The 21,123-nt window shown below is 68.9% G+C and carries 20 protein-coding genes and 2 pseudogenes; 15 read left to right on the forward strand and 7 right to left on the reverse strand.

Annotated elements, in window-relative coordinates; translation table 11 throughout:
- The first annotated feature begins 69 nt into the window (after positions 1–69).
- Positions 70–1,356, forward strand: a complete 1,287-nt coding sequence (locus QUE79_RS07930) for a hypothetical protein (RefSeq protein WP_286346192.1) — start codon at positions 70–72, stop codon at positions 1,354–1,356.
- A gap of 22 nt (positions 1,357–1,378) precedes the next feature.
- Here the strand turns inward: QUE79_RS07930 and QUE79_RS07935 are convergent, their stop codons facing one another.
- A complete protein-coding gene (locus tag QUE79_RS07935) occupies positions 1,379–2,476 on the reverse strand; it encodes a hypothetical protein (RefSeq protein ID WP_286346193.1) in 1,098 nt (365 codons plus the stop codon).
- Positions 2,477–2,906: 430 nt separating this feature from the next.
- On the opposite strand from QUE79_RS07935, the gene QUE79_RS07940 reads away from it, so the two are divergent.
- The 8 genes from QUE79_RS07940 (at position 2,907) to QUE79_RS07975 (ending at position 10,755) form a co-directional block, all read left to right on the forward strand.
- Positions 2,907–4,271 carry an extracellular solute-binding protein gene (locus QUE79_RS07940; RefSeq protein ID WP_286346194.1) on the forward strand — a complete coding sequence of 455 codons (1,365 nt, stop codon included), beginning with the start codon at positions 2,907–2,909 and terminating at the stop codon, positions 4,269–4,271.
- Positions 4,272–4,293: 22 nt separating this feature from the next.
- On the forward strand, positions 4,294–5,265 hold the full coding sequence (locus QUE79_RS07945) for a carbohydrate ABC transporter permease (protein ID WP_286346195.1): 972 nt from the start codon (positions 4,294–4,296) through the stop codon (positions 5,263–5,265).
- 52 nt (positions 5,266–5,317) lie between these two features.
- The gene (locus QUE79_RS07950) at positions 5,318–6,247 is read left to right on the forward strand and encodes a carbohydrate ABC transporter permease (protein WP_286346196.1); all 930 of its coding nucleotides are present in this window, start codon (positions 5,318–5,320) and stop codon (positions 6,245–6,247) included.
- Between the two features lie 10 nt (positions 6,248–6,257).
- Positions 6,258–6,956 carry an NAD-dependent epimerase/dehydratase family protein gene (locus QUE79_RS07955; protein ID WP_286346197.1) on the forward strand — a complete coding sequence of 233 codons (699 nt, stop codon included), beginning with the start codon at positions 6,258–6,260 and terminating at the stop codon, positions 6,954–6,956.
- 206 nt (positions 6,957–7,162) lie between these two features.
- Positions 7,163–8,431 carry an enolase C-terminal domain-like protein gene (locus QUE79_RS07960; RefSeq protein ID WP_286346667.1) on the forward strand — a complete coding sequence of 423 codons (1,269 nt, stop codon included), beginning with the start codon at positions 7,163–7,165 and terminating at the stop codon, positions 8,429–8,431.
- A 13-nt stretch (positions 8,432–8,444) separates the two neighbouring features.
- On the forward strand, positions 8,445–9,590 hold the full coding sequence (gene dgoD, locus QUE79_RS07965; RefSeq protein ID WP_286346198.1) for a galactonate dehydratase: 1,146 nt from the start codon (positions 8,445–8,447) through the stop codon (positions 9,588–9,590).
- Positions 9,591–9,738: 148 nt separating this feature from the next.
- Positions 9,739–10,188, forward strand: a complete 450-nt coding sequence (locus QUE79_RS07970) for a hypothetical protein (RefSeq protein ID WP_286346199.1) — start codon at positions 9,739–9,741, stop codon at positions 10,186–10,188.
- Between the two features lie 72 nt (positions 10,189–10,260).
- The gene (locus QUE79_RS07975; protein WP_286346200.1) at positions 10,261–10,755 is read left to right on the forward strand and encodes a hypothetical protein; all 495 of its coding nucleotides are present in this window, start codon (positions 10,261–10,263) and stop codon (positions 10,753–10,755) included.
- 160 nt (positions 10,756–10,915) lie between these two features.
- Here the strand turns inward: QUE79_RS07975 and QUE79_RS07980 are convergent, their stop codons facing one another.
- Both QUE79_RS07980 and QUE79_RS07985 read right to left on the reverse strand, forming a co-directional pair.
- Positions 10,916–11,545, reverse strand: a complete 630-nt coding sequence (locus QUE79_RS07980; RefSeq protein ID WP_286346201.1) for a Fic family protein — start codon at positions 11,543–11,545, stop codon at positions 10,916–10,918.
- Positions 11,546–11,760: 215 nt separating this feature from the next.
- Positions 11,761–12,534, reverse strand: a complete 774-nt coding sequence (locus tag QUE79_RS07985) for a helix-turn-helix domain-containing protein (RefSeq protein WP_286346202.1) — start codon at positions 12,532–12,534, stop codon at positions 11,761–11,763.
- Positions 12,535–12,791: 257 nt separating this feature from the next.
- Between QUE79_RS07985 and QUE79_RS07990 the strand changes: the two genes are divergently transcribed.
- Entirely contained in the window at positions 12,792–13,019 is a 228-nt protein-coding gene (locus QUE79_RS07990) for a hypothetical protein (RefSeq protein WP_286346203.1), read from the forward strand.
- 53 nt (positions 13,020–13,072) lie between these two features.
- Here the strand turns inward: QUE79_RS07990 and QUE79_RS07995 are convergent, their stop codons facing one another.
- Entirely contained in the window at positions 13,073–14,113 is a 1,041-nt protein-coding gene (locus QUE79_RS07995; RefSeq protein WP_286346204.1) for a LacI family DNA-binding transcriptional regulator, read from the reverse strand.
- Between the two features lie 394 nt (positions 14,114–14,507).
- Here QUE79_RS07995 and QUE79_RS25355 point away from each other — a divergent pair.
- Positions 14,508–14,984 (forward strand): annotated as a pseudogene (locus QUE79_RS25355) (ROK family protein); the annotation flags it as partial.
- 373 nt (positions 14,985–15,357) lie between these two features.
- Positions 15,358–15,492, forward strand: coding sequence for a hypothetical protein (locus tag QUE79_RS08005; RefSeq protein WP_286346206.1), 135 nt, complete (start codon positions 15,358–15,360; stop codon positions 15,490–15,492).
- Between the two features lie 107 nt (positions 15,493–15,599).
- Here QUE79_RS08005 and QUE79_RS08010 read toward each other — a convergent pair whose 3' ends face one another.
- Complete coding sequence (locus QUE79_RS08010) at positions 15,600–17,942, reverse strand: chitobiase/beta-hexosaminidase C-terminal domain-containing protein (protein ID WP_286346207.1); 2,343 nt, start codon at positions 17,940–17,942, stop codon at positions 15,600–15,602.
- A gap of 124 nt (positions 17,943–18,066) precedes the next feature.
- Positions 18,067–18,654, reverse strand: a complete 588-nt coding sequence (locus QUE79_RS08015) for a DUF2961 domain-containing protein (protein WP_491018486.1) — start codon at positions 18,652–18,654, stop codon at positions 18,067–18,069.
- On the opposite strand from QUE79_RS08015, the gene QUE79_RS26290 reads away from it, so the two are divergent.
- On the forward strand, positions 18,649–18,807 hold the full coding sequence (locus QUE79_RS26290; RefSeq protein WP_491018496.1) for a hypothetical protein: 159 nt from the start codon (positions 18,649–18,651) through the stop codon (positions 18,805–18,807). The genes QUE79_RS08015 and QUE79_RS26290 overlap by 6 nt on opposite strands.
- A gap of 40 nt (positions 18,808–18,847) precedes the next feature.
- Here the strand turns inward: QUE79_RS26290 and QUE79_RS25360 are convergent.
- Positions 18,848–19,138: pseudogene (locus QUE79_RS25360) on the reverse strand (hypothetical protein); the annotation flags it as partial.
- A 67-nt stretch (positions 19,139–19,205) separates the two neighbouring features.
- Here QUE79_RS25360 and QUE79_RS08020 point away from each other — a divergent pair.
- Positions 19,206–19,931 (forward strand): FadR/GntR family transcriptional regulator, encoded by a 726-nt coding sequence (locus QUE79_RS08020; RefSeq protein WP_286346208.1) that lies wholly within the window; start codon positions 19,206–19,208, stop codon positions 19,929–19,931.
- On the forward strand, positions 19,928–21,109 hold the full coding sequence (locus tag QUE79_RS08025; RefSeq protein WP_286346209.1) for an MFS transporter: 1,182 nt from the start codon (positions 19,928–19,930) through the stop codon (positions 21,107–21,109). Before QUE79_RS08020 ends, QUE79_RS08025 begins: the two co-directional genes overlap by 4 nt.
- The last annotated feature ends 14 nt before the right edge of the window (positions 21,110–21,123 follow it).

The raw sequence follows: 21,123 nt of genomic DNA on the forward strand, positions 1-21,123 counted from the left end.
CATGGCCGCCCTCGACGGCCCCGCCCTCGGCAACGACGCCGAGCCCTTCATTCCTAAGGAGAACTGACCATGGGTATCGCCATCATCGTCATCATGGCGGTGGGGGTCGTCCTGATCCTCACCGGCAAGATCCCGACCGCCTTCGCCCTCGTGCTGATCGCGGTCGCCATCGCCCTCGTATCCGGCGCGCCCTTGATGGGCGCGACCAACAGCGTGCTCAGCACGGTGCTGCAGGACGGCGCGATCAAACTCGCCTCGACCATGATCGCGATCCTGCTGGGATCGTGGCTCGGCTCCCTGATGCGCGAGACCGCCATCGCGAACACCCTCGTGCGCAAGACGGTGGAGTTCGCCGGCGATCGACCGGTCGTCGTCGCCCTGGGCGTCCTGGTCATCTCGGCGCTCTGCGGCGCCGTCACCGGCTCCGCCCCGGCGGCCCTGCTCGCCGGTGTGATCGGCATCCCGGCCATGATCGCCGTGGGCGTTCCGAAGGTCACCGCAGCGGGCACCATCCTGATGGGGATCGGCGCGGGCGTCCCGTTCGAGCTGCCGGTCTGGCAGTTCTTCTCCACCACGCTCAACCTGTCCATCCCGCAGGTGCGGTCGTTCATGATCCTGCTGTTCCCCTTCGCGGCCGTCGCCGCGGTCGCCTACGTCCTCATCGAGTCGCGTCGGCGGGGAACCGTGCACCAGTGGTCGATGGCGGCGATGTCGGAGAAGCGGAAGCAGTCGAGGCGTCAGCGCCTCGGGGACGCGCCCTGGTTCGCCCTGCTCACGCCGCTGGTGCCGATCGTCCTCGCGCTCGTCGTCCAGGTGCCGATCATCCCGTCGCTTCTCGCCGGCGTGCTGTTCGCGCTCGTCACGACGACGAGGCCGCGGCTCTGGGCGACGCGACTGCTGCGGTCGCTCTACGACGGCTTCCAGGTAGCCGCTCCGCCGATCGTGCTCTTCATCGCCATCGGGATGCTGCTCTCGGCGGTGGCACTGCCCGGTGCGGTCGGAGCCCTCAAGCCGATCGTCGAAGCGGTCGCACCGACCAACATCTGGCTCTACGTGATCGTCTTCTCGATCCTGGTTCCTCTCTGTCTCTACCGCGGGCCGCTCAACATCTTCGGCCTCGGAGCCGGGATCGCGGGCGCCATGACCGCGATCGGGTTCTACTCTCCGATGGCCGTCCTCGGGCTCATGACCTCGTACAACCAGGTCTTCGGAGTCGGCGACCCGACCAGTACGCAGACCGTCTGGGCCGCGCAGTACTCCGGAGTCAAGCCGCAGCAGGTCATGGTCAGGGTGCTGCCCTACGTCTGGCTCGTCGCGATCGGAGGCATCATCCTCAGCGCGGTCAAGTACCTCTGACGTGCTCTGCGCGACCGCGGGATCACGAATCGGGGTTCGCGGCCACGTAGTCGTGGAAGGCCTGGTACGGCGGCTGGACGGGTGTGCCCGCGTCGTCGACCAGGCCCCACTCGGTCCCTCCGTCGAGCTCGTAGATCATCGAGGCCTGGAAGGCCTCCGTGGTTCGGTGGGCGCGGAACTCGGCGAGCTGGCTCGGGATGTACGAGGCGCGGTGGCTCAGCGGCTGGTTCGGGTCGGAGTTCCACTCGGTCATCATGAACGGGGTGCCGTAGCGCGCCTTGCAGTAGATCGGGAGGTTGAACGAGGGCCCGGCGCCGTCGGTTCCGATCGCGAAGATGTCGCCGTCGCCTTCGTAGTTGTGCCAGGTCGTGATGTCCCAGCGCACGAGCGGGTACCCGCCTGACCCGTCCGGCTGGAAGCCGTCCCAGAGCGCGTCCGAGGCGCCGATGTCGGACTTGCAGAAGTTGACGCCGACCTTCGCGGTCGCCTGGACCGACTTCACGCCGTCGATCATGCCGCGGAGGAGACCGCGCATCAGCGGCCAGTTCTGGTTGTCGAAGTCGGCCGCCTTGGTGCCGGCGTCGGCCGTCTCGCCCGGCAGGATGATCGCGGGATTGCGGGTGAGCTCGTTGCCGCACTCGATCATCGTCACACCGTACGGGGTCAGCGCCGCAGCGACTCCCGCACCCGTGGTGTATCCGCTGGCGTACGCGGCGTCCTCGGTTGCGAAGAGGGTGCCGTCGGCGTCCTGCAGCCCCTTGTCGATGACCGGGAACAGGGTGATCCCGGTTCCCTGCATCGCCTCGGCAAGGGCCACGACCTTCGTGAGGCTCGTGGGGTCCTCGGTGCAGTTGACCCGGTAGCTCGAGAGGCCGAGACCGGTGAGCAGCGAGACGACGAGAGCCGGCGACTGCGGTGTGTCGTGGTGGCCGTTCGCCCCGTAGAGGAGGCCGGCAGGAGCCGAGAGCGGGATCCGCGGGTCGGTCACCTTCAGCCACTGCGAGTTGGCGCAGACGTAGAACTGGCCGCCCGTCCCCGAGTGATAGATCATGCCGCCGTACCAGAGCAGGAGGGTGACCGCGAAGGTGTCGCCGACGGTGGCCCCGTCGCGGTAGACCACGCCGTTCGAGACGGTCCAGACGGAGCCCGCGTTGTCGGTCAGGGAGGTCGCCGACGGAATGGTGGCTCCGTCCGGCGACGCGTTCGGTGAATCCGTCTGCGGTCTCGCGATGACGCGGGCCGCGCGTGCCGGGGTGCGGCGGTGGTGGCCAGCGCGACTCCGGCAGAGGCCGTGGCCAGGGCGCCGAGAAACACCCGGCGCGGAAGGTGGGATGAGTTGTCCACTGTCGTGACTCCTTCGTCAGCTACTTGGGCAAGCGCTTGTTCCCTCCACATGGTGCGCGTACCGCCGGTCTGCGTCAAGGCCCGCATTCAAATCGTGTGTCGTGTTGACGGTGGCGTGATCCTGCTGCATGATGAGCGTGAGCAAGCGCTTGTCCTAGGCGCCGGATGACCAGAACCGGCCGAGGTCGAAAACAGAGGAGTTTTCAATGAACAGACATGGAGCGCGGGCTTTCTCCGCACTCGGCCTGGCCGTCGTCGTGACCGCGTCGTTGGCCGCATGTTCGGGGTCGACACCGCAGTCGTCCGCCGATCAGAAGGTCACGATCACGATCGGCGATCGACCGGCGGCCAACCAGCCGGCCAACCGGAAGCTGTACGACGCGCAGGTCGCGTCCTTCGAGAAGGCGAACCCGAAGATCACGCTGAAGCCGACCGAGACGATCTACGACGCCACGACGTTCTCGTCGCTCCTGGCCGGAGGCAATCTGCCTGACACCCTGAGCGTCCCCTTCACCGAGGCGAAGGGCCTGATCGCCAACGGCCAGACGGCCGACCTGACCAGCGCGCTGAAGACCGCCGGGCTGACCAAGTCGCTGAACAAGACCACCCTGAAGGTCATCCAGGACTCCTCGGGGAAGGTCTTCGGCGTCCCCGTCAACGCGTACTCCATCGGCCTCGCCTACAACCGGGCGCTCTTCACGAAGGCAGGTCTCGACCCCAACAAGCCGCCGACGACGTGGGACGAGGTGCGCACCGACGCCAAGAAGATCACGGCCGCCACCGGCGTGCCCGGCTTCGAGACGCTCGGCACCAAGAACCAGGGCGGCTGGATCCTCAGCGCCATGACCTACAGCTACGGCGGCAGCATCGAGAACGCCGACGGGACGAAGACGACGTTCAACAAGGCTCCGGCGAAGGCCGTGCTGAAGAACCTGCAGGAGATGCGCTGGACCGACAAGTCGATGGGGCCGAACGGCCTCTACGACCTCGACTCCATGAGCCAGGACTTCGCCGCGGGCAAGGTGGGCATGTGGATCGCCGCGCCGGACGTCTACAACGCGGCCATCACGAACAACAAGATGAACAAGAACGACTTCGGTGAGGGTCCGATGCCGCAGAACGGCGGCGTCAACGGCACTCTGACCGGCGGCACGCTCGAGATCGTCAGCCCCAAGGCCACCGACGCCGAGCGCGTCGCGGCCGTGAAGTGGATCAACTGGAACTACCTGCGTCAGTACGAGAAGAAAGACCAGGCCATCTCCGTCGCCGAAGCGGCCACGGCGAGCAACACCCCCGTCGGTCTGCCCGGGCTCTCCGTGGTCAGCGACTCGACCAACGCACAGTACCTCGACTGGATCAAGGACAAGGTCGACGTGCCGATCTCGAACTTCGAGCCGTACCTCCAGACGACGGCGTCCATCCCGATCCAGCCCGAGCCCGTCAACAAGGCTCAGGAGGTCTACGCCGCGCTCGACCCCGTCGTCCAGGCCGTGCTGACCAACAAGAACGCGAACGTCGACCAGCTGCTCTCGAACGCCGCGAAGTCGATCGACTCGCAACTCGGTCGCTGACGACCGGGGAGGGACGAAGACCATGACATCAGTCGACCTCGACGGATCGCCCAGGACGGACCTGGTGACACCGCCTTCGGCATCGAACCACCCGCCGAGACGGAGACGCCAGTCGTTCCGCGTCTGGCGCTCGCGCGGCGGTATCAGCGCCATCGTCTTCGCCCTCCCCGCCCTGTTCGTCTTCGGGTACTTCTCCTGGGCTCCGATCGTCAACGCGGTGATCATGAGCCTCCAGAAGACCAACCTCGTGCAGGCGGCGACCTGGGTGGGGCTCAGCAACTTCACCTACGTGCTGCAGGATCCGACGCTGCCGCAGGCTGCGCTCAACACGCTCGCGTTCACCGGGCTCGCGCTGCTGTTCGGATTCCCGCTGCCGCTCTTCCTCGCCGTCTTCATGTCCGAGCTCAAGAAGCGGGGCTGGATCTACAGCGTTCTCGCCTACCTGCCGGTCGTCATCCCGCCCGTCGTCGCGATCCTGCTCTGGAAGGTGTTCTACGACCCGTCCACCAAGGGGCTCTTCAATTCGATCCTCGGCGGCGTCGGGATCGGGCCGCTGCCCTGGCTGAACAGCACGCACTCGGCCCTGCCGTCGATCGTCCTCGAAGCCACCTGGGCCTCCGCGGGCGGCACGGTGATCATCTACCTGGCGGCACTGACGTCGGTGCGGACCGAGCTCTACGAAGCCGCCGAACTGGACGGCTCCGGCATCTGGTCACGCGTCTGGCACATCACGCTGCCGCAGATCCGCGGCGTGATCCTGATCATGCTGCTTCTCCAGATCATCGGAACCATGCAGGTGTTCACCGAGCCGTACATCTTCACCGGCGGCGGTCCGCAGCACGCGACGATCACGGTCCTGCTGATGATCTACAACTACGCCTTCGTGAACAACGACATCGGGGCCGCGACAGCGTTGAGCGTTCTTCTCGCCCTCGTTCTCGGCCTCTTCTCCCTCGTCTACCAAATCGCGACCCGCCGCTGGAGCACCGACTGATGGCTACCCCCTGATCACCACGGAATTCCCCACGAGTCCCGACCCGACCCTCGTGCCCACGCCGACGCGGCGCGAGCGCCGGAACCAGGCCGAGGCCGAGGCGAGCGAGCGCGGCATCATCTCCTTCGCCGACCGCAAGCGCCTCGGCGTCCGCGCCCCGCTGCTCGTCGTCCAGATCCTCATCCTGCTCGGCCTGGTCGTCACCGGCCTCGGCCCGTTGCTCTGGCTCTTCAAAGCCGCGATCTCGACGACCCAGGACACGCTCCGCGACCCGTTCGCCCTGTTCCCCTCCGGCGTCGTCGAGTGGTCGAACCTGGGTCGCGCCTGGTCGCAGAGCGGGATCGGACACTACCTCACGAACACCGGCCTGATCGCGCTCGGACAGCTCGTCGCCACCCTCGTCGTCTGCACGACGATCGCCTACGTGCTGAGCGTGCTGAAGCCGAAGTGGGGCCGGATCGTCCAGGGCGCGATCCTCGCCACGCTCTTCGTTCCCGGAATCGTGATCCTGGTGCCGCTGTACCTGACGATCCTGCATCTTCCGGGAACGGGTCAGAGCCTCCTCAACACCTACTGGGCCCTCTGGCTGCCGGGGGCCGCCAACGCGTTCAACATCCTCGTCGTGAAGCGGTTCTTCGACGCGATCCCGCACGAGCTCTTCGAGGCCGCCCGCATCGACGGCGCCGGTACCGTGCGGGTCTTCCTGCTCATCGTCATCCCGCTCTCGCGCCCGATCCTCGGCGTCGTGGCGCTGCTGACGGTCATGGCGTCGTGGAAGGACTACCTGTGGCCGCTCCTCGTCCTGCAGAATCCCGGCATCCAGCCCATCTCGGTAGCGCTGCCGAGGCTGGCCATGAACTCGGAGGTGAGCATCCAGATGGCATCGCTGTTCCTGGCGCTGCTGATCCCGGTGGTGCTGTTCCTGATCTTCCAGCGCCAGTTCCTGCGAGGCGTCGGGCTGTCCGGCGGAGTGAAGGGTTAGAGGCCGACGAATGACGACCAACAGCAATCGAGCGCCCAGACGGGTGCTTGTCACCGGCGCTGCCGGCGAGATCGGGACGGCGGCGACGGCCGAGCTCGTCGAGCACGGGATCGCCGTCACGGCGCTCTCGCTCGCCGGTCCCTTCCCGCCCGGAGCCGACCGCATCGTGGTCGGTGACGCGACCTCGCCCACGGACGTCGCGGAGGCCCTCGACGGCGTCGACGGCGTGGTCCACCTCGCCGCCATCCCGCATCCGACTCTCGGCACTCCGCTCGAGGTGTACCGGACGAACGTCACGGCGACGTTCAACGTCCTCAGCTCGGCCGGCGCCCTGGGCGTCCCCCGGGCCGTGATCGCGAGCAGCATCAACGCGTTCGGGGTGCCGATGAACGCCCACGGTCCGATGCCCGCCTACTTCCCGCTCGACGAGGAGCTCCCCGTCGATCTCGAAGACGCCTACTCGCTCTCCAAGCACTCCGACGAGTCGACCAGCAGGATGGCGTGGCGTCGCTGGGGATCGACGTCGTCGCGATCCGGTTCCCGCTGGTCAAGAACGTCGAGGTCCTGCGCGAGACGGCAGCCGGCATCCGCGCCGACCCGGCTCGCACGGTGCGCGAGGGGTGGAGCTACCTCGACACGCGCGATGCCGCCCGAGCCATCCGGCTCGCGCTCACGGCGCCGCTCAGCGGATCCCACGTCGTCGGAGTGAGCGCCCGCGACACCCTCCTCGACCGGCCGACGGCCGAGATGCTGGCCGCCTACGCTCCCGGGGTCCCGGTCCGGTCGCCCATCGACGGCTGCGACGCCGCGATCGACACCACGCGCGCCAGAACGCTTCTCGGCTTCGAACCGCAGTACTCGCTGTCCGACCCTCCTCTTTCCGAACCCTCCCCTCACGCACCGGAGACGCCCTCAATGTCTGACCTCCTCACCGAGCCCACCTTCGAGCAGCCCTGGCCCGCGCGGGACGGCACGCGCATCACCGGGGTCCGTACGATCGTGACGGCGCCCGAGGGAACGCCGCTGGTCGTGGTGCGCGTCGACACGAACGTCGACGGACTCTACGGTCTGGGCTGCGCGACGTTCACGCAGCGGTGGCACTCCGTCGTGTCGTTCGTCGAGGAGCATCTCGAACGGCTGGTCGTCGGCAGGTACCCCGGCGACATCGAGGACCTCACGAGGCTCGTCCGCCTGTCCGGGTACTGGCGGGACGGCGGCGTCGAGAACAACGCCCTCTCCGGCCTCGACATGGCGCTCTGGGACATCGCGGGCAAGCGCTCCGGGCTTCCCGTCCACGAGCTCGTCGGAGGCAAGGCGCGCGCGGCGGCGGACACCTACATCCACGCCGGCGGCGCGACGGTCGAGGAGACCCTCGACCAGGCCCGGGCGTACGTCGCCGAGGGGTGGCGGCACATCCGGCTTCAGGTCGGCCAGCCGGGGATCGGCGCGTACGGCGCACACGGCGTCGGCGGAGGCTACCCGGGCAGCCCGTACCCCGACGGCTGGCGTGTCGAGGAGTATCTCCGCGTCACCCCCGCACTCTTCGAGCGCGCCCGACAGGAGCTCGGCCCCGACGTCGAACTGCTCCACGACGCGCACTCGCGGCTGACCCCGAAGCAGGCCGTCACACTGGCACGATCGCTCGAACCGTACGGTCTGTTCTTCCTGGAGGACGTCCTGGCTCCCGAGGAGTGGCGAAGCCTTCCCGGAGTCCGAGCGGCCTCGCCCGTCCCTCTCGCCGTCGGTGAGCTGGCCACGTCGGCGACGACCGCGGCCGGACTCATCCTCGACGGCGGCGTCGACTTCATCCGCTGCCACATCTCGGCCATCGGAGGCTTCTCGCCGGCCAAGAAGCTGGCCACCCTCGCCGAGTTCACCGGGGTCCGGACCGCCTGGCACGCCCCGGGCGACACATCGCCCATCGGTGCCGCCGCGAACGTCGCCCTCGACGTGGGCTCGCCCGCCTTCGGCATCCAGGAGGGTCACGTCTACAACGACGCGACGCACGAAGTGTTCCCGGGCACCCTCAGGATCGAGGACGGCTGGCTCCGGCCCAATGAGGAGCCCGGTTGGGGCATCGACCTCGACGAGGATGCCGCGCGTCGGTTCGCGGCAGAGCTGTCCGGCCACGACGCCTGGGCTGCCGGGGTGCGGTCGCCCGACGGCGCCCTCCGGTACCCCTGAGGTCTGCGGCGCCATGCGTATCACCGCGGTCGAGACCTTCGTTCTCGGGAACCGGCGCGTGCTCGTCAAGGTGAGCACCGACGCCGGGATCGCCGGCTGGGGCGAACCGACGCTCGAGGGCTGGGCGCTCACCGCGCGTGCCGCAGTGGAGCGGATGGCCGAGTTCCTGATCGGGCAGGACCCCCGCCGCATCACCCGGCTCTGGCAGGTGCTGTCCCGGGGCGGCTTCTATCGCGGCGGACCCGTCTTCGCCTCCGCCGTCGCGGGCCTCGACCAGGCGCTCTGGGACATCCTCGGGAAGCACCTCGGGGCACCTGTCCACGAGCTCCTCGGCGGGGCCGTCCGAGACCGGGTGCGCGTGTACGCGCACGCCAACACGGCCGGTCGGACGGGCGATCCTGCGTCGGCCGCGGAGCGCGTCTCGGCCGGCTACACGCTCCTGAAGGTGGCCCCCGACGGCCCGCGCGACTTCATCGGGACGCCCGGGTCCATCGACCTCCTCGTCGCCGAGCTCGGGGAGTTCCGACGAGCGATCGGAGACCGAGCGGACTTCGCCGTCGATCTGCACGGGCGCTTCTCGGTCGCCGAGAGCCGTCGCCTCCTGCCCCTCCTCGAGCCGCTCCGCCCGGCGTTCGTCGAGGAGCCGCTCCGCCCGGAGCACTCCGAGCGGATCGGCGACATCGTCGCCTCGACCACGATCCCGATCGCCATGGGGGAGCGCCTCCACTCGCGAGCCGAGTTCCGGCGCGTCCTCGAAGCGGGGATCGCCATCGCCCAGCCGGATCCCTCGCACGCCGGCGGCATCACGGAGTGCTTTCGCATCGCAGCCCTGGCCGAGGTGTACGACGTTCAGCTCGCGCCGCACTGCCCGCTCGGTCCGGTCGCGCTCGCGGCCTGCCTGCAGCTCGACTTCGCAGTGCCCCACTTCTACGCGCAGGAACACACGATCGACCTCGATCCTGCGACGAGCGCCGACCTCGGGCTCCTGGTGAACCCCGGCGTGCTCGCCGTCACCGACGGGCACATCGACCGTCCGACCGGCCCCGGACTCGGCATCGACGTCGACGAGGACGCCGTCCGCGCCGCCGTGGTCACGGGCGCCCTCGAGCCGGGTTCGCCGCTCTGGACGAACGGGGACGGGAGCTTCGCCGAGTGGTGACGGCCGCCCGTGCCCTCTTCGCGTCAGGTGGGAGGTTTATCGGATCGTTACGGGCCCACCTGGTCGTCATCGCCGAGACGCGTCAGAGTTGAGAGAGGCGTCTGAGGTCACGGGGGTGGACATGAGAGCGAGCGATCGCCTGCGACGAGTGGCAGCCGCCGCTCTCCTCGTCGGGTTCGCAGCGGCGGGTCTCTCGTCGTGCGCCCTCCTCCCCGCGTCCGGATCCTGTGTCGACTACATCAGCCTGAAAACTCCCGCCGAGCGGTTCGCGGCGGCGCCGGTCGTCGTCGTGGCCGACATCTCGACGACCGACAGGACCATCGAACGGGCAGGGCGCTACGACATCCACCGGGCGAAGGTCTCCGCGGTCCTGAAAGGGTCCGTGTCGGCGAAAGCCCTCGATGTGATCAATCCCTCCGATCAGTGCACGACCAGCCGCAAACCCGTCGAGTACCTCGAGGGAGACGACTTGAACGCGACCGGTAGCCGCGTGCTGTACCTCGCCGAACGGCGCGACGGCTCCGACGTCTGGACGCTCTTCGTCCCCAACGGAGTCGACCCGGCCGACGTCGCGGCCTCCCTGCCCCGCTCGAAATAGCACCTTTCCGCGGGCGGTGCGGCAGTCTGCAGAGATCGACGCACGCCCCATCTCGCTATGAGAGGTTCCAGCATGAACGCACAAATCGCTGAATATCACGACTTCTTCCTCGCCGGGGCCGGTGTCGCAGGAGCCCTCATCGGCTTGCTCTTCGTCGCGCTATCCGTCTCGCAAGAGCGAATCAAGAGCCGCGACGGAGTTCTTCACCGCGTACGCGCCGCCGCAGCGCTGACGGCATTCACCAACATCGTCGTGATCTGCCTTCTAGGCCTCATCCCCGGACAGGACCTCGGGGCTGTCAGTGCGGCCGTTGGCAGCGCTGGCATCTTCTTCCTCGTGGGAGCGGGCTTATCCCTGCGCCGCGCGCGGTGGTCATGGGCCCTCGTGCGCGACCTGGGCTTCCTTCTTGCGCTAGCGGCCGTTTTCACGCTCCAGATCGTCACGGGTTATCACCTGGACAACGGATCGCACCGCGCGGAGAATCTGCAGCGAACGGGAACCCTCGTCGTCATCTGCGGACTCCTCGGAATCGCGCGCGTCTGGGAACTGATGGGGGCCCCTCCGTGAGCTTGGAGTCCGAAGCCCTGTCACTCGGGCGAGACACCGTGAAAAAGGCTCGCGGCTCACGCCGCGACGACGATGACGTCTCCTCCCGTCAGGACTAGTGCAGTGCCTCCACATCGACGGGGCGCATGACCGACGGCTGATTTCTCGCGTCGTGCAGCCGTTATCCGTCGCGGTCGGCGCAGTCGGCGACGAACGCCATCAGGGCCGTGCCGTCGTCCGTCGTGAACAGGTCGTCGAGGGCGAGGTTGAACTCGTACTGTCGGGCGAAGGGGATGTTCACCGCGTCGAAGCCACTGCTCATCAGCATGCCGGTCATCATCAGGCGGGCCGTGCGCTTGTTCCCGTCGAAGTAGAACTGTGACCGGGTGGCCGCAGCGAAGTACACCAGCGCCTGCTCGCGAGGGTCGTCCAGGGTGCCGATGTACGTCGCGAGCCGCTCGAACCTCGCCGGAAGGTCCGCCGCCGGAACGCCTCGGACGTATCCGCCGTTGGAGAGGCGGACGTCGCCACCACCGCCGGTCAAGCCTTCGCCACGGAAGTGGCCCGATTCGATCGCTTCGTGCCGCGCGATCATGCTGTGCGCCTGGTCGCTGACGACCTTGCTGAGGGTGAATTCGCGGGTTCCGACGAGTTCGTCGAGTCGGCTGTAGCCCTCGGAGAGCGCGAGGACCTGCTCTTCGTCTGCGAGCGGCTTGCCGCCGACTGTCACTCCGTCGAGCAGGGTCCGCACTTCGGGGAGCGTGAACGTGTTTCCCTCGAGGGCGGCGGCGTTCCAGATCAGATCCGGCAAGCTCCGGCGGAACCGCGTCCGCGCGCGCTCGACATCCGACTCGCGGAGCCGGTCGAAGTCGACACGCCCACGGTCGTAGGTGATGCCCGTGAGCTGTAACGCATTCTGTGTCAGGGGACGTCGGAGAGGAATCCCGTCCGGCCGAGGAGGATCGGCTCCTGTACCCGGGCGTTTGACGTACCGGTTCGGGCCGGCGCCCCAGCGCCACTCGTCGCTCATCGCGCCTCCCGAATAGCGTCCAGAGCCACCTCGGCGAGTCGGCCCCCGAGCCCGATCGCGTCGACGATCGCCTGGGTCGGGGTCACGAGATTCACCTGCTCGACAGCCTCCGCCCCCGAGAATGTCAGCCGGTCTGCTTCGACCACGAGGAGCGGGGCTCCTCGCGGATCCACGACCGTGAAGGTGTCGCTAAGCAGTTGAGTGATGGTTCGCTGATCGGTCGTGTAGAGGATCGTCGGCCCCGGTGCCTCGCGCCCCATCGCATCGAACGCGGCGGAGCCGGACAGCGCCCAGTCTGCCCGGGAGGCTCGGCCGGCGGACACCAGTCGGTCGATGGTAAATCCGGAAGGAGCCCAGAGGCCCTGGATACCGGCGCGGTTCTGGAGCGAGGCGGCGTGGCCTGCGGCCACGATGATGGATTCCGGAGTTCCGTCCGTGAGGCGTTGCAGTCGCTCGATCCAGGCGCGCACGTCGAGCGGCGTTCCGATGGAGGCGTCCGCGCCGGACGAATCGGTGACGGCGTGGAGGTCTCGGTCTCCCAGAAGGATCCGCGCTGCGGCCGCGGCCGCGGGGTCGCTGAGCGGCACGAGCCGGACGTCGAGGTCGTACCCGGCTGCGATCGCCAGCTCACGGAGATCGTCGAGGCGCGGCGAGATCTCGCCCGACATGAGCCGATAGGCACTGGCGCGACTCAGGCCGGCGCGGGCAGCGAGGTCGGTGACAGCGATGCCCAGCGTCTCGGCTTCTGCCCGGATGCGGTCGATGATCACGAAAGAAGACTACCAGCGAGTCTCACCAGTGAGACGATCTACTGGAATTCTCAGAAATGAGACGGTGACTGCTTGCCGCTGGGTCAGGCGGATCCCGAGGCGGAGTCACTCGCACTCCGAAGCCGCCCGGAAGCCAGGAGCGCTCTCGCCGAGCAGTGGCCCTCCAGCGACCCCACCGCGTCGGCACGACGGCCGCACCTGCGCACCGTCGCCGTGGACGATGCGGCGGTAGCCTCGACGGACGGGAAGGACGAACGATGGCGTACGACGAAGCAGTCGCAGCAGTGATCCGGGAACGGCTCGCCGTGGCCCGGACCATCGACGAGTCGGCCGAGTTGTCGTTCCTGGAGAGCGCAGGGTTCCGTCTCGAACTCATCGGCATCGTGAAGCAGTTCGACGGCGCCGTGACGAGCACCGACCAGACGCTCGCAGCGCTGGGAGACCTCCGACAGCGCGTCCTGGCCGTGATCGCCGCGGCCCGCTGAGCGACCCGGCCGCGCGCCCGACCCGGCCCGGTGCCGCTCCCAGAAGCCTTGCGTCAGATCCGGCCCTCGGGGTCGGACGTGGTGCGGTACCCCGACCCCATCGTCGTCTCCCCGAGCACCAGGGAGGCCGGCTCGTAGTGGGCACCCGGCGTGTAGTCGCCCTCGGTGGCTGCCGTGAGGAACCGGGCGGCCGACTTGCCGACGCCGAGCAGATTCGGGTCGACGGTCGTCAGCAGCGGGTCGCCATTGCCCACGAGACCCTCCCAGTTGTCGACGCCGACCAGGGCGACGTCGTCGGGAACGGACACGCCGGCCGCGCGCAGCACGCCGTAGGCGCCGAGCGCGATCTGGTCGTTGCCGCAGAAGATCGCGTCGAAGTCGACGCCCTGGTCGAGGAGTCGACGGGTCGCCTCCCCGCCCCACAGCCTCGTCCAGTCGCCTTCGAGGGGAGCGGCCGAGACCATCTCCAACCCGGCGGTGGCGAGGGTGGCCCGGAATCCGGCGGCGCGGTCGCGCGCTCCGATGTCGTCCTTCGACGTGATGTGCGCGATCCTGCGTCGTCCGATGTCGATCAGGTGCTTCGCCGCCAGGCGGCCCGCCTGCTCGCCGTCCGGCATGAACCAGGCGTCGGCAGGATCGTCGGAGGTCGCGTAGGCGTACGCCACCGGTACGTCGAATCCGCTGCTGATGGAGTGGATCGGGGTGCGCATCAGACCCGCCCCCAGGACGAGGAGCCCGTCGATGCGCCTGGCGTGGAACTTGCGGACCGATTCGCGGAGCAGGCCGCTGTCGGTGCGGGCGTCGTACAGCAGCGTCGCGATGTCGAGCTGACCGAGGGTCGTCGTCACCCCGGTCAGCACGGGCATCGCGAAGACGCCGGGGGCGTTCATGGTGAGCACGCCGACCGTCTTGCTGATGCCGCGGGCGAGGAACTGCGCCTGAGCGTTGGGGCGGTAGTCGAGGCGCTCGGCGGCGTCGAGGATGCGCCGGCGGGTCTCGGTCGAGACGCGGCCCTCGCCGCGGAGGACTCGGGAGGCGGTCGACAGGTCGACGTGCGCGACAGCAGCGACGTCGCTGAGCGTAATGGTCTTCACCGCGAAGCTCCTACCATCTCTCCCGGGGTCGCCGCAGATCGAGCCTAGTGGGTGAACAACCGGTTGCTCGTCGTGGTGCCCGCCCCGGCCGCCTCCGCGGCGGGGCGGTGGCCGCGCCCTAGACTTGGGCGGTCCGGCGTCCCCGACCGATCGAAGAAAGTCTTGTGACCCCCAACGCCTGAATCGCGTGCCCCGGCGCAGCGGCACCAACCTGCCGCAGCTGGCCGACCTGAACGAAGCGGTCGTCCTCGGGTACATCAGGCGTTCCGAGGCCGGGCTCAGCCGCGTCGAGCTCACCGCGGCCACGGGTCTGTCGCCTCAGGCCGTCTCGAACATCTGCCAGCGCCTCATGGACATCGGGATGATCAGGGTCACCGGCAAGACCAGCAGCGGAATGGGAAAGCCGCGCACGCTGCTGTCGCTCGATCCCTCCGGCGCGTACGCGGTCGGCGTGCACCTCGATCCGGCGCTGGTGACCATCGTCCTCCTCGACCTGACCGGCGGCATCGTCGCCCGCACCTCGTTCTCGACGTCCCCCGGCGACACCCCCGACCGACTGCTCGCGGGCGTCGGCGAACGGATCAGCCGGATCCTCGACGAGAACGCCATCGACCGGGCGCGGGTCGCCGGGGTGGGCATCGCCTCGCCGGGGCCGATCGACGCCGAAGCGGGGACCGTGCTGGATCCGCCGCTCCTGACCGAGTGGCACGACGTGCCGGTCAGGGACCGCGTCGCGGCGGCGACAGGATTCCCCGCGCTGCTCGACAAGGACGTCGTCGCGGCCGTCGTCGCCGAACGCTGGACCGGGCAGGCGACCGACTCGCAGAACGCGCTGTTCGTCTACCTCGGGGCCGGAATCGGCGTCGGCGTCATCGCCGACGACGTCGTCGTGCGCGGAGTCTCGGGCAACGCCGGAGACGTCGGCATGTTCGAGGTCGCCGGAGAAGACGGTGCGGGGACGGTCGACCTGGGCGACATGGTCAATCCGGTCGTCCTGCTGCACCGCGCCGTGCTGGCCGGGATCTTCGAGGCGAGCCCCGGAATCGACGAACCTCTCGCGGTCGACGCGAGGTTCACCGACCTCTGCCGCCTGGCGGACGAGGGCGACGAGCGCGCGGCGTCAATCCTGAACGACGCGGCGGCGCGGACGGGGAGCGGTCGGGCGGATCGCCAACCTCCTCGACGTCGACACCATCGTCTTCGGCGGTCCGACCTGGTCGAGGATCGCCGACCGGTATCTCGCCGTGGCGGCTCCGATCATCCGCGCCCTGTCCATCACCCGGGGCATCCACGAGATCCGCGTCGTCGGCACGGCCCTGGGCGACGATTCCGGGGCCGTCGGCGCGGCGTGCCTGGTGCTCGACCAGACGGCTTCCTGACCGCGGAGACCGCGCAGACCGCGGAGACCGCGCAGACCACGGAGACGACGATCGCCCCCGGCCTGAGGCCGAGGGCGATCGCCGGGGAGCGGTCCGCTGGCGGATCGTCAGCCCTGCTGGAGCGAGAGGTAGAAGATGTCTTCGTTCTCGGACCGGTTGAGCGTCTTCACTGTGGGGTCGGCGTCGATGATCGGAACCTGCGCCTGCACCGTGCCGTGGCCGAGGTTCTTCCACGTCAGCGGCGTCTTGTTGCCGTACAGGTCGACCCGGTCGAGCGATTTCACGTCGTGGACGTCCTTGAACGTGACCGTCATCATCGGCGTGCCGAAGTCGAGGTGCAGCGTGTCACCCGTGTTCTGGTCGAAGAAGATGTTGGCCTGGTTCTGGCGCTTGAGGTCGATGGCCAGCACCACGTGCTTTCCGTCGAGCTCGAAGCCGTTCGCCGTCGAGGCGCTCTCGTTGATGTCCGGCTTGAGCCCCGGCGACGTCGTGAAGGTGTCGTAGGTCGTGGCCTTCGTGCCGCGCAGGAGGTCTGCCAGGGTCACGAGGGTCTTGCCCTTCGGGCTCAGCGAGTCGCCGGATTTCAGCGCCTGGTTGTACCCGAACGCCGCGGGGTCGTTGGGTGCCCAGTCGGCGAAGTAGAACAGCTTGAACTGGTCGGGGTTGCTCCCGCCCTTGCTCAGTGCCCAGTGGAAGACGCGCGGGAAGATGTCGGCGACGAACTTGTCCTCGGGGGTGAAGCCGAGTTCGGTCTGCCAGACGGCCGGGTGCTTGATGCCGTGCTTCTGCGCGGCGGCGTAGACGGTCTGCATGGCGCCGATCGGCATGTAGTGCATGTCGAAGACGTCGACCGACTTCCAGGCGTTCCACTTCGTGAGCAGCGCGATGTACTCGCTGATCGGGGCGCCGGCGATCCAGCCTCCGTAGACCAGTTTCACGCCGTTGTCGTGCAGCACCTTCGAGGCGGGCAGCTGGATGTCGTGCATGTACTCGTCCATGCCGCCCTCCCAGAAGCCGGAGCCCGGGTAGGCCTCGTTCCACACCTGGTAGTACGTGATCCCGAGGGGTTTCAGCGTGTCGACCGCGAGCTGCACGAACTTCGCGAAGTCCTTGGGATCCTGCGGCGGCGTGTGGCCGATGTTGGTCTGAGCCGTGGCCGTCGTCGTCAGGATCTTGCCGTGCGAGTCCTTGGTGGTCAGCGGCCTCGTGAACGTTCCGTTCGCCTCACTCGTCACCGCGCCGTAGATGTACGTCGTGCCGTGGAACTCGTAGGTGTATCCGGTGCGGTTCGCCGCCCAGCCGGCGGTGTAGTCGAGCACGGGCAGGATCGTGATGCCGTGCGCCTTCGCCTCGGTGAACTGGGCCACGTACTTGGCGAGAGCCGCCTTGTCGATCACGCCCTTCGTGGGTTCGATCGTGCCCCAGTCGAAGTCCTGCCGGTCCCACGAGACGTTGCCCACGAGGCCGTCGAGAGAAGCCTGGTTCTCACCGGCGAAGGATCGGAACGGCTCTGAGAGGGTGAAGGGCAGATCGGCCACGGGGCTGGGGGCGCCGTCGCCGGCCACGGCGACGGCCTTGATGTCGGTGTCCGCCGTGATCGTGATCGGCTTCGCGTACGTGGTCTTGGTGGCGGAGGTGCGCGGGTCGGTGCCGTCCGTCGTGTACGAGATGCAGGCGCCGGGCGTCTTGCTCGCGAGAGCGACCTTCTTGCCGGTGGTGATGGATCCTGCACCGGGCGTCGCCGTCACGGGCGCGGTCGGGGCGGCCACCTCCGTGGTGACGGTCGCGTTCAGCTTCCCGGCGACCCACCAGGTGCTGACCTGGTCGCTGACGAAGATGACGTCGTCGCCCTTCGCGACTTTCACGTCGAGGTCGAACGACGCGGAGGTGCCGGTGTACGAGTAGAGCTCGGAGAACGGTCCCGTGGTCGCGGTGCCGTCGCCGTCGTGGGCGAGCAGGACCCGGAAGCGGCCGCCGGGCGACGTGAACGTGCCGCTCACGTGTTCCGTCTTGCCGTCGGCGGTGTCCGGCACCGTGTAGACGTCGGCGATCGGCCGGTAGTCGGTGCCGATGGAGCCGTCGGCCTTGACGTACCAGGCGTGCTCCGGCTTGTTCAGATCGGCGGCCCACTCGTCGGCCGCGAAGGCGCCGGTCCCGCCCTTGGCGAGCAGGCCAGGGGTGTCGGAGTCGAGGCTCTGGTACGACCAACGACCGGGCGCGACGACGTTGGTGTCGAGGTGGTAGTCGGTGACGTTGTTGGACGTGGGATTCGCGGTGCCGGCCCCGCAGGCCGTCGGTGCCGCAGCCAACGCAGTCGTCGCCCGCGACGCCGAGGGGGCTGTCGACGGGGAGTGGCTCGCGCCGACTCCGACGGCGTGCGCCGAGGCTGGAAGCGCCACGGCCGTCACCAGGACGGCCGAGATCGCAAGGGACAGTGATCGGACTTTCATGAGAACTCCATCGTTCCGGGAAGTGAAAGGCACCGATCCCGCCCCGTGCGCGGCCCGGCTCCGTCAAACTAATTCCATAGAGTGGATTTTGTCAATGGAGAACGCCGATGCGCCTCTCCGGGCGTCACATTCCGGCGTGCGCGGGGGTGTCGAGCGCGAACCAGGTGGTCGCGGCGTAGCTGTCGGAACGGCGGAAGTTCATCCAGCCGTCGGAGGTGTCCTCGCCGGGGGCGAGAGGTTCGTCGAGCAGTCGGCGGAGGGGGTGGCCATCGCGGTCGATCGTGATGGGGACCCCCGGCGCGCCGCTCGCGAGGAGCGCCAGCACGTGGTCCGCCGGGCCCCCGCCGATGGCGTCGACCGTGACCCGGATGCCGCCGTCGAACCAGACGCGGTCCTCCACGTGGAGGCGGTAGGGCGTCCACTGGCCGTCCGTGCCCGCGATCGGGCAGCCCTGGAACGGGTCGCTGAACTCGCCCATGCCCCAGCCGGTGCCCGCCCAGTCCTCGATCCCCGTCCCGCTGAGCGTCGGTGCAGGATCATCGCCCAGCGCGATCCGCACCTCGCCTTCGCCCCACCAGAGCTCCCCGTAGCGGGGATCGATCACGGCTCCGAGCTGTAGTCCCAGGAGTCGACCGCTGGCGCCCTTCAGCTCCAGAGCGGTCATCGGGCCGTCGAGAGCGACCGGGGTCGCTTCGGCGAAGACGCAGTGCACCCGCTCGGCGAGGCCGTGCTCGCGGAACTCGACGGCGATCTCGTAGAAGACCCGCTCGACATCGACGTCGGCGGTGTTGTGGAGCTCGATTCGGGCGGCCGTGGCGAACGGCAGCGGCAGGGTGGCGCAGAGACTCCTCCTCCGGGCTGGTGAACCAGTGCGAGCGCAGGCGCGTCAGCACACCGGTCGGGAACCCGAAGAAGGCGCCGAGGGGGACGTCGATGGCCGGCTGGGAGTCGTCGTCCCACCAGGCGCGCATCCGAATTCCCCGGATCGTCTGGGGCGACAGATCGCTCAGTGTCAGCCAGATCCGCTGCACCGTGCCCGGTCCTTGGGCATCCGACGATGCGGTGTCGAGCAGTGTCAGGGTTCCGCCTGCCGGCAGCGAAGTGAAGGGCCGCCCCTTCGCGCCGCGGTTGAGGCCTCCGGCTCCGCTCCGGCGTGCTTCCGGATTTTCGGGCGAGAACCAGCGCGTCGATGCCATGCGTCCACCGTACGGGTACGAGAAGAGCTGACTAGCCAAAGGTAGGACATTTGGCTAGGCTCGAATCATGTCCTTCGTCACGCGCAACGTTCCCCTGTCGACGCAGATCATCGATCTCCTGCGCGCGCGAATCGACGACGGCACCTATCCGATCGGAAGCCGCCTCCCGTCCGAGCTCGAGCTGGCGAACGCGCTCGACGTCAGCCGTAACAGCGTCCGCGAGGCGCTTCGAGCCCTCGTGCACTCGGGGCTGCTCAGCGCCCGAGCAGGCGACGGCACCTATGTGCGGGCCAGCAGCGAGCTCGTGCCCGCGGTGAACCGCCGCATCCACGCGGCAGAGTGGGCCGACGTGCTCGACGCGCGGTCGATGCTCGACCGGCACGGCGCCCGAGCCGCAGCGCGCACTGCCACGGAGGCCGACGTCTCCGCCCTTCGAGAGCTGCTCGCGGCCCGCGACCTGAGCTCCAGCGCGCAGGAGGCGGTCGACACCGACACGGCCTTCCACCTCGGCGTGATCCGCGCCGGAGGCAACGCCCTGCTCGTCGACATCTACTCCGGGCTGGAGGGGATCCCCGCGTGGATCGCCAGCGTGACACCGCCGGACGGCGATCACCCGCCGACGAAGCTCGGGTCGCGCGAGCCGGAGGCCCTGCGCCGCCTGCACGCCGATCTGGTCGACGCCATCGCGGCCCACGACGAGGACGACGCCGACCGAGTCGCGACCGCCCTCTTGGCCGAGGCGATGCGCCTCGAGCCCGTCGCGCCCGCCCAGGGGGCGCGGGGCGCCGAGTGAGCACCCTCACGGCCCGGAAGTCGGGCACGACCCTCTTTTTGATCGGCATCCTCCTGATCGCCGCCAACCTCCGCGTCGGCATCACGCCGGTGGGGCCGGTCATCGGCGAGATCCGAGCCGACCTCCACCTGCCTGCCTCGACCGCGTCGGCGCTGACCAGCATCCCGCTGTTGGCGTTCGCCGTGGTGTCCCCGTTCGCGGCGTCGCTGGCCAACCGCTGGGGTCCGCAGCGAACCCTCGCGGGTGCTCTCGCGGTCCTCGCCCTGGCCATCGTGATCCGGTCGACGCCCTGGGCGCCGTCCCTCTGGATCGGCACGGCGCTGCTCGGCGTCTCGGTGGCGGTGCTGAACGTGGTCCTGCCGGCTCTCGTCAAAGAGGAGTTCCCGGGGCGTGTCGGCCCGGTGACCGGCATCTACTCGGCGGCTCAGTCCGCGTTCGCGGCGATCGCAGCCGGCGTCGCGGTGCCCGTCGCCGCCGTCGCTCCCGGCGGGTGGCGGACGTCACTCGGGCTCTGGGCCGTCCTCGCGGTCGTGGCTCTGATCGTCCTGGCACCGCAGCTGCGCCTGCCGCACCATGCGGCCGCGGTCGCCCCCGTCGGGGGAGCACCGGCGCGCTCGACCTGGCGCTCGCCTCTCGCCTGGCAGGTCACGGTCTTCATGGGCCTCCAGTCGACGGCGTTCTACGTGTTGATCACCTGGCTGCCGTCCGTCGAGCTGGCCAACGGGCTCACGGCCGCTCAGGCCGGTTTCCACCAGCTGCTGTTCAGCGCCCTCGCGATCGCCGGCAGCCTGGGCGCCTCGAGCGTCCTCCGCCGGGGCGACGATCAGCGCGTCCTCGCCGCGACCTCCACGCTCCTCGTCGCTGCCGGCATCGCGATCGCGATGTTCGCGCCGCCGCTCGCCGTGATCGGCGTCTGCGTGACGGGCGTCGGCGCGGGCGGCGCCATCGTGCTGGCCCTGTCGCTCTTCGGCCTCCGGACGCGCCACCCGCTCCAGGCGGCCCGCCTCTCCGGCATGGCCCAGAGCGTCGGCTACCTCATCGCGGCTGCCGGGCCGATCGCGATCGGTCTCCTCCACGATGCGACCGGCTCCTGGAATCTCGCGCTCGGCGTCCTCTTCCCGCTGCTCGCCATCCAGCTGGTCGTCGGCCTCCTCGCGGCCCGAGATCGCAGCCTCTGACTCCCCGCTTCGCC

The sequence above is a fragment of the Frondihabitans sucicola genome, from assembly GCF_030296615.1.
GTDB classification, from domain to species: domain Bacteria; phylum Actinomycetota; class Actinomycetes; order Actinomycetales; family Microbacteriaceae; genus Frondihabitans; species Frondihabitans sucicola.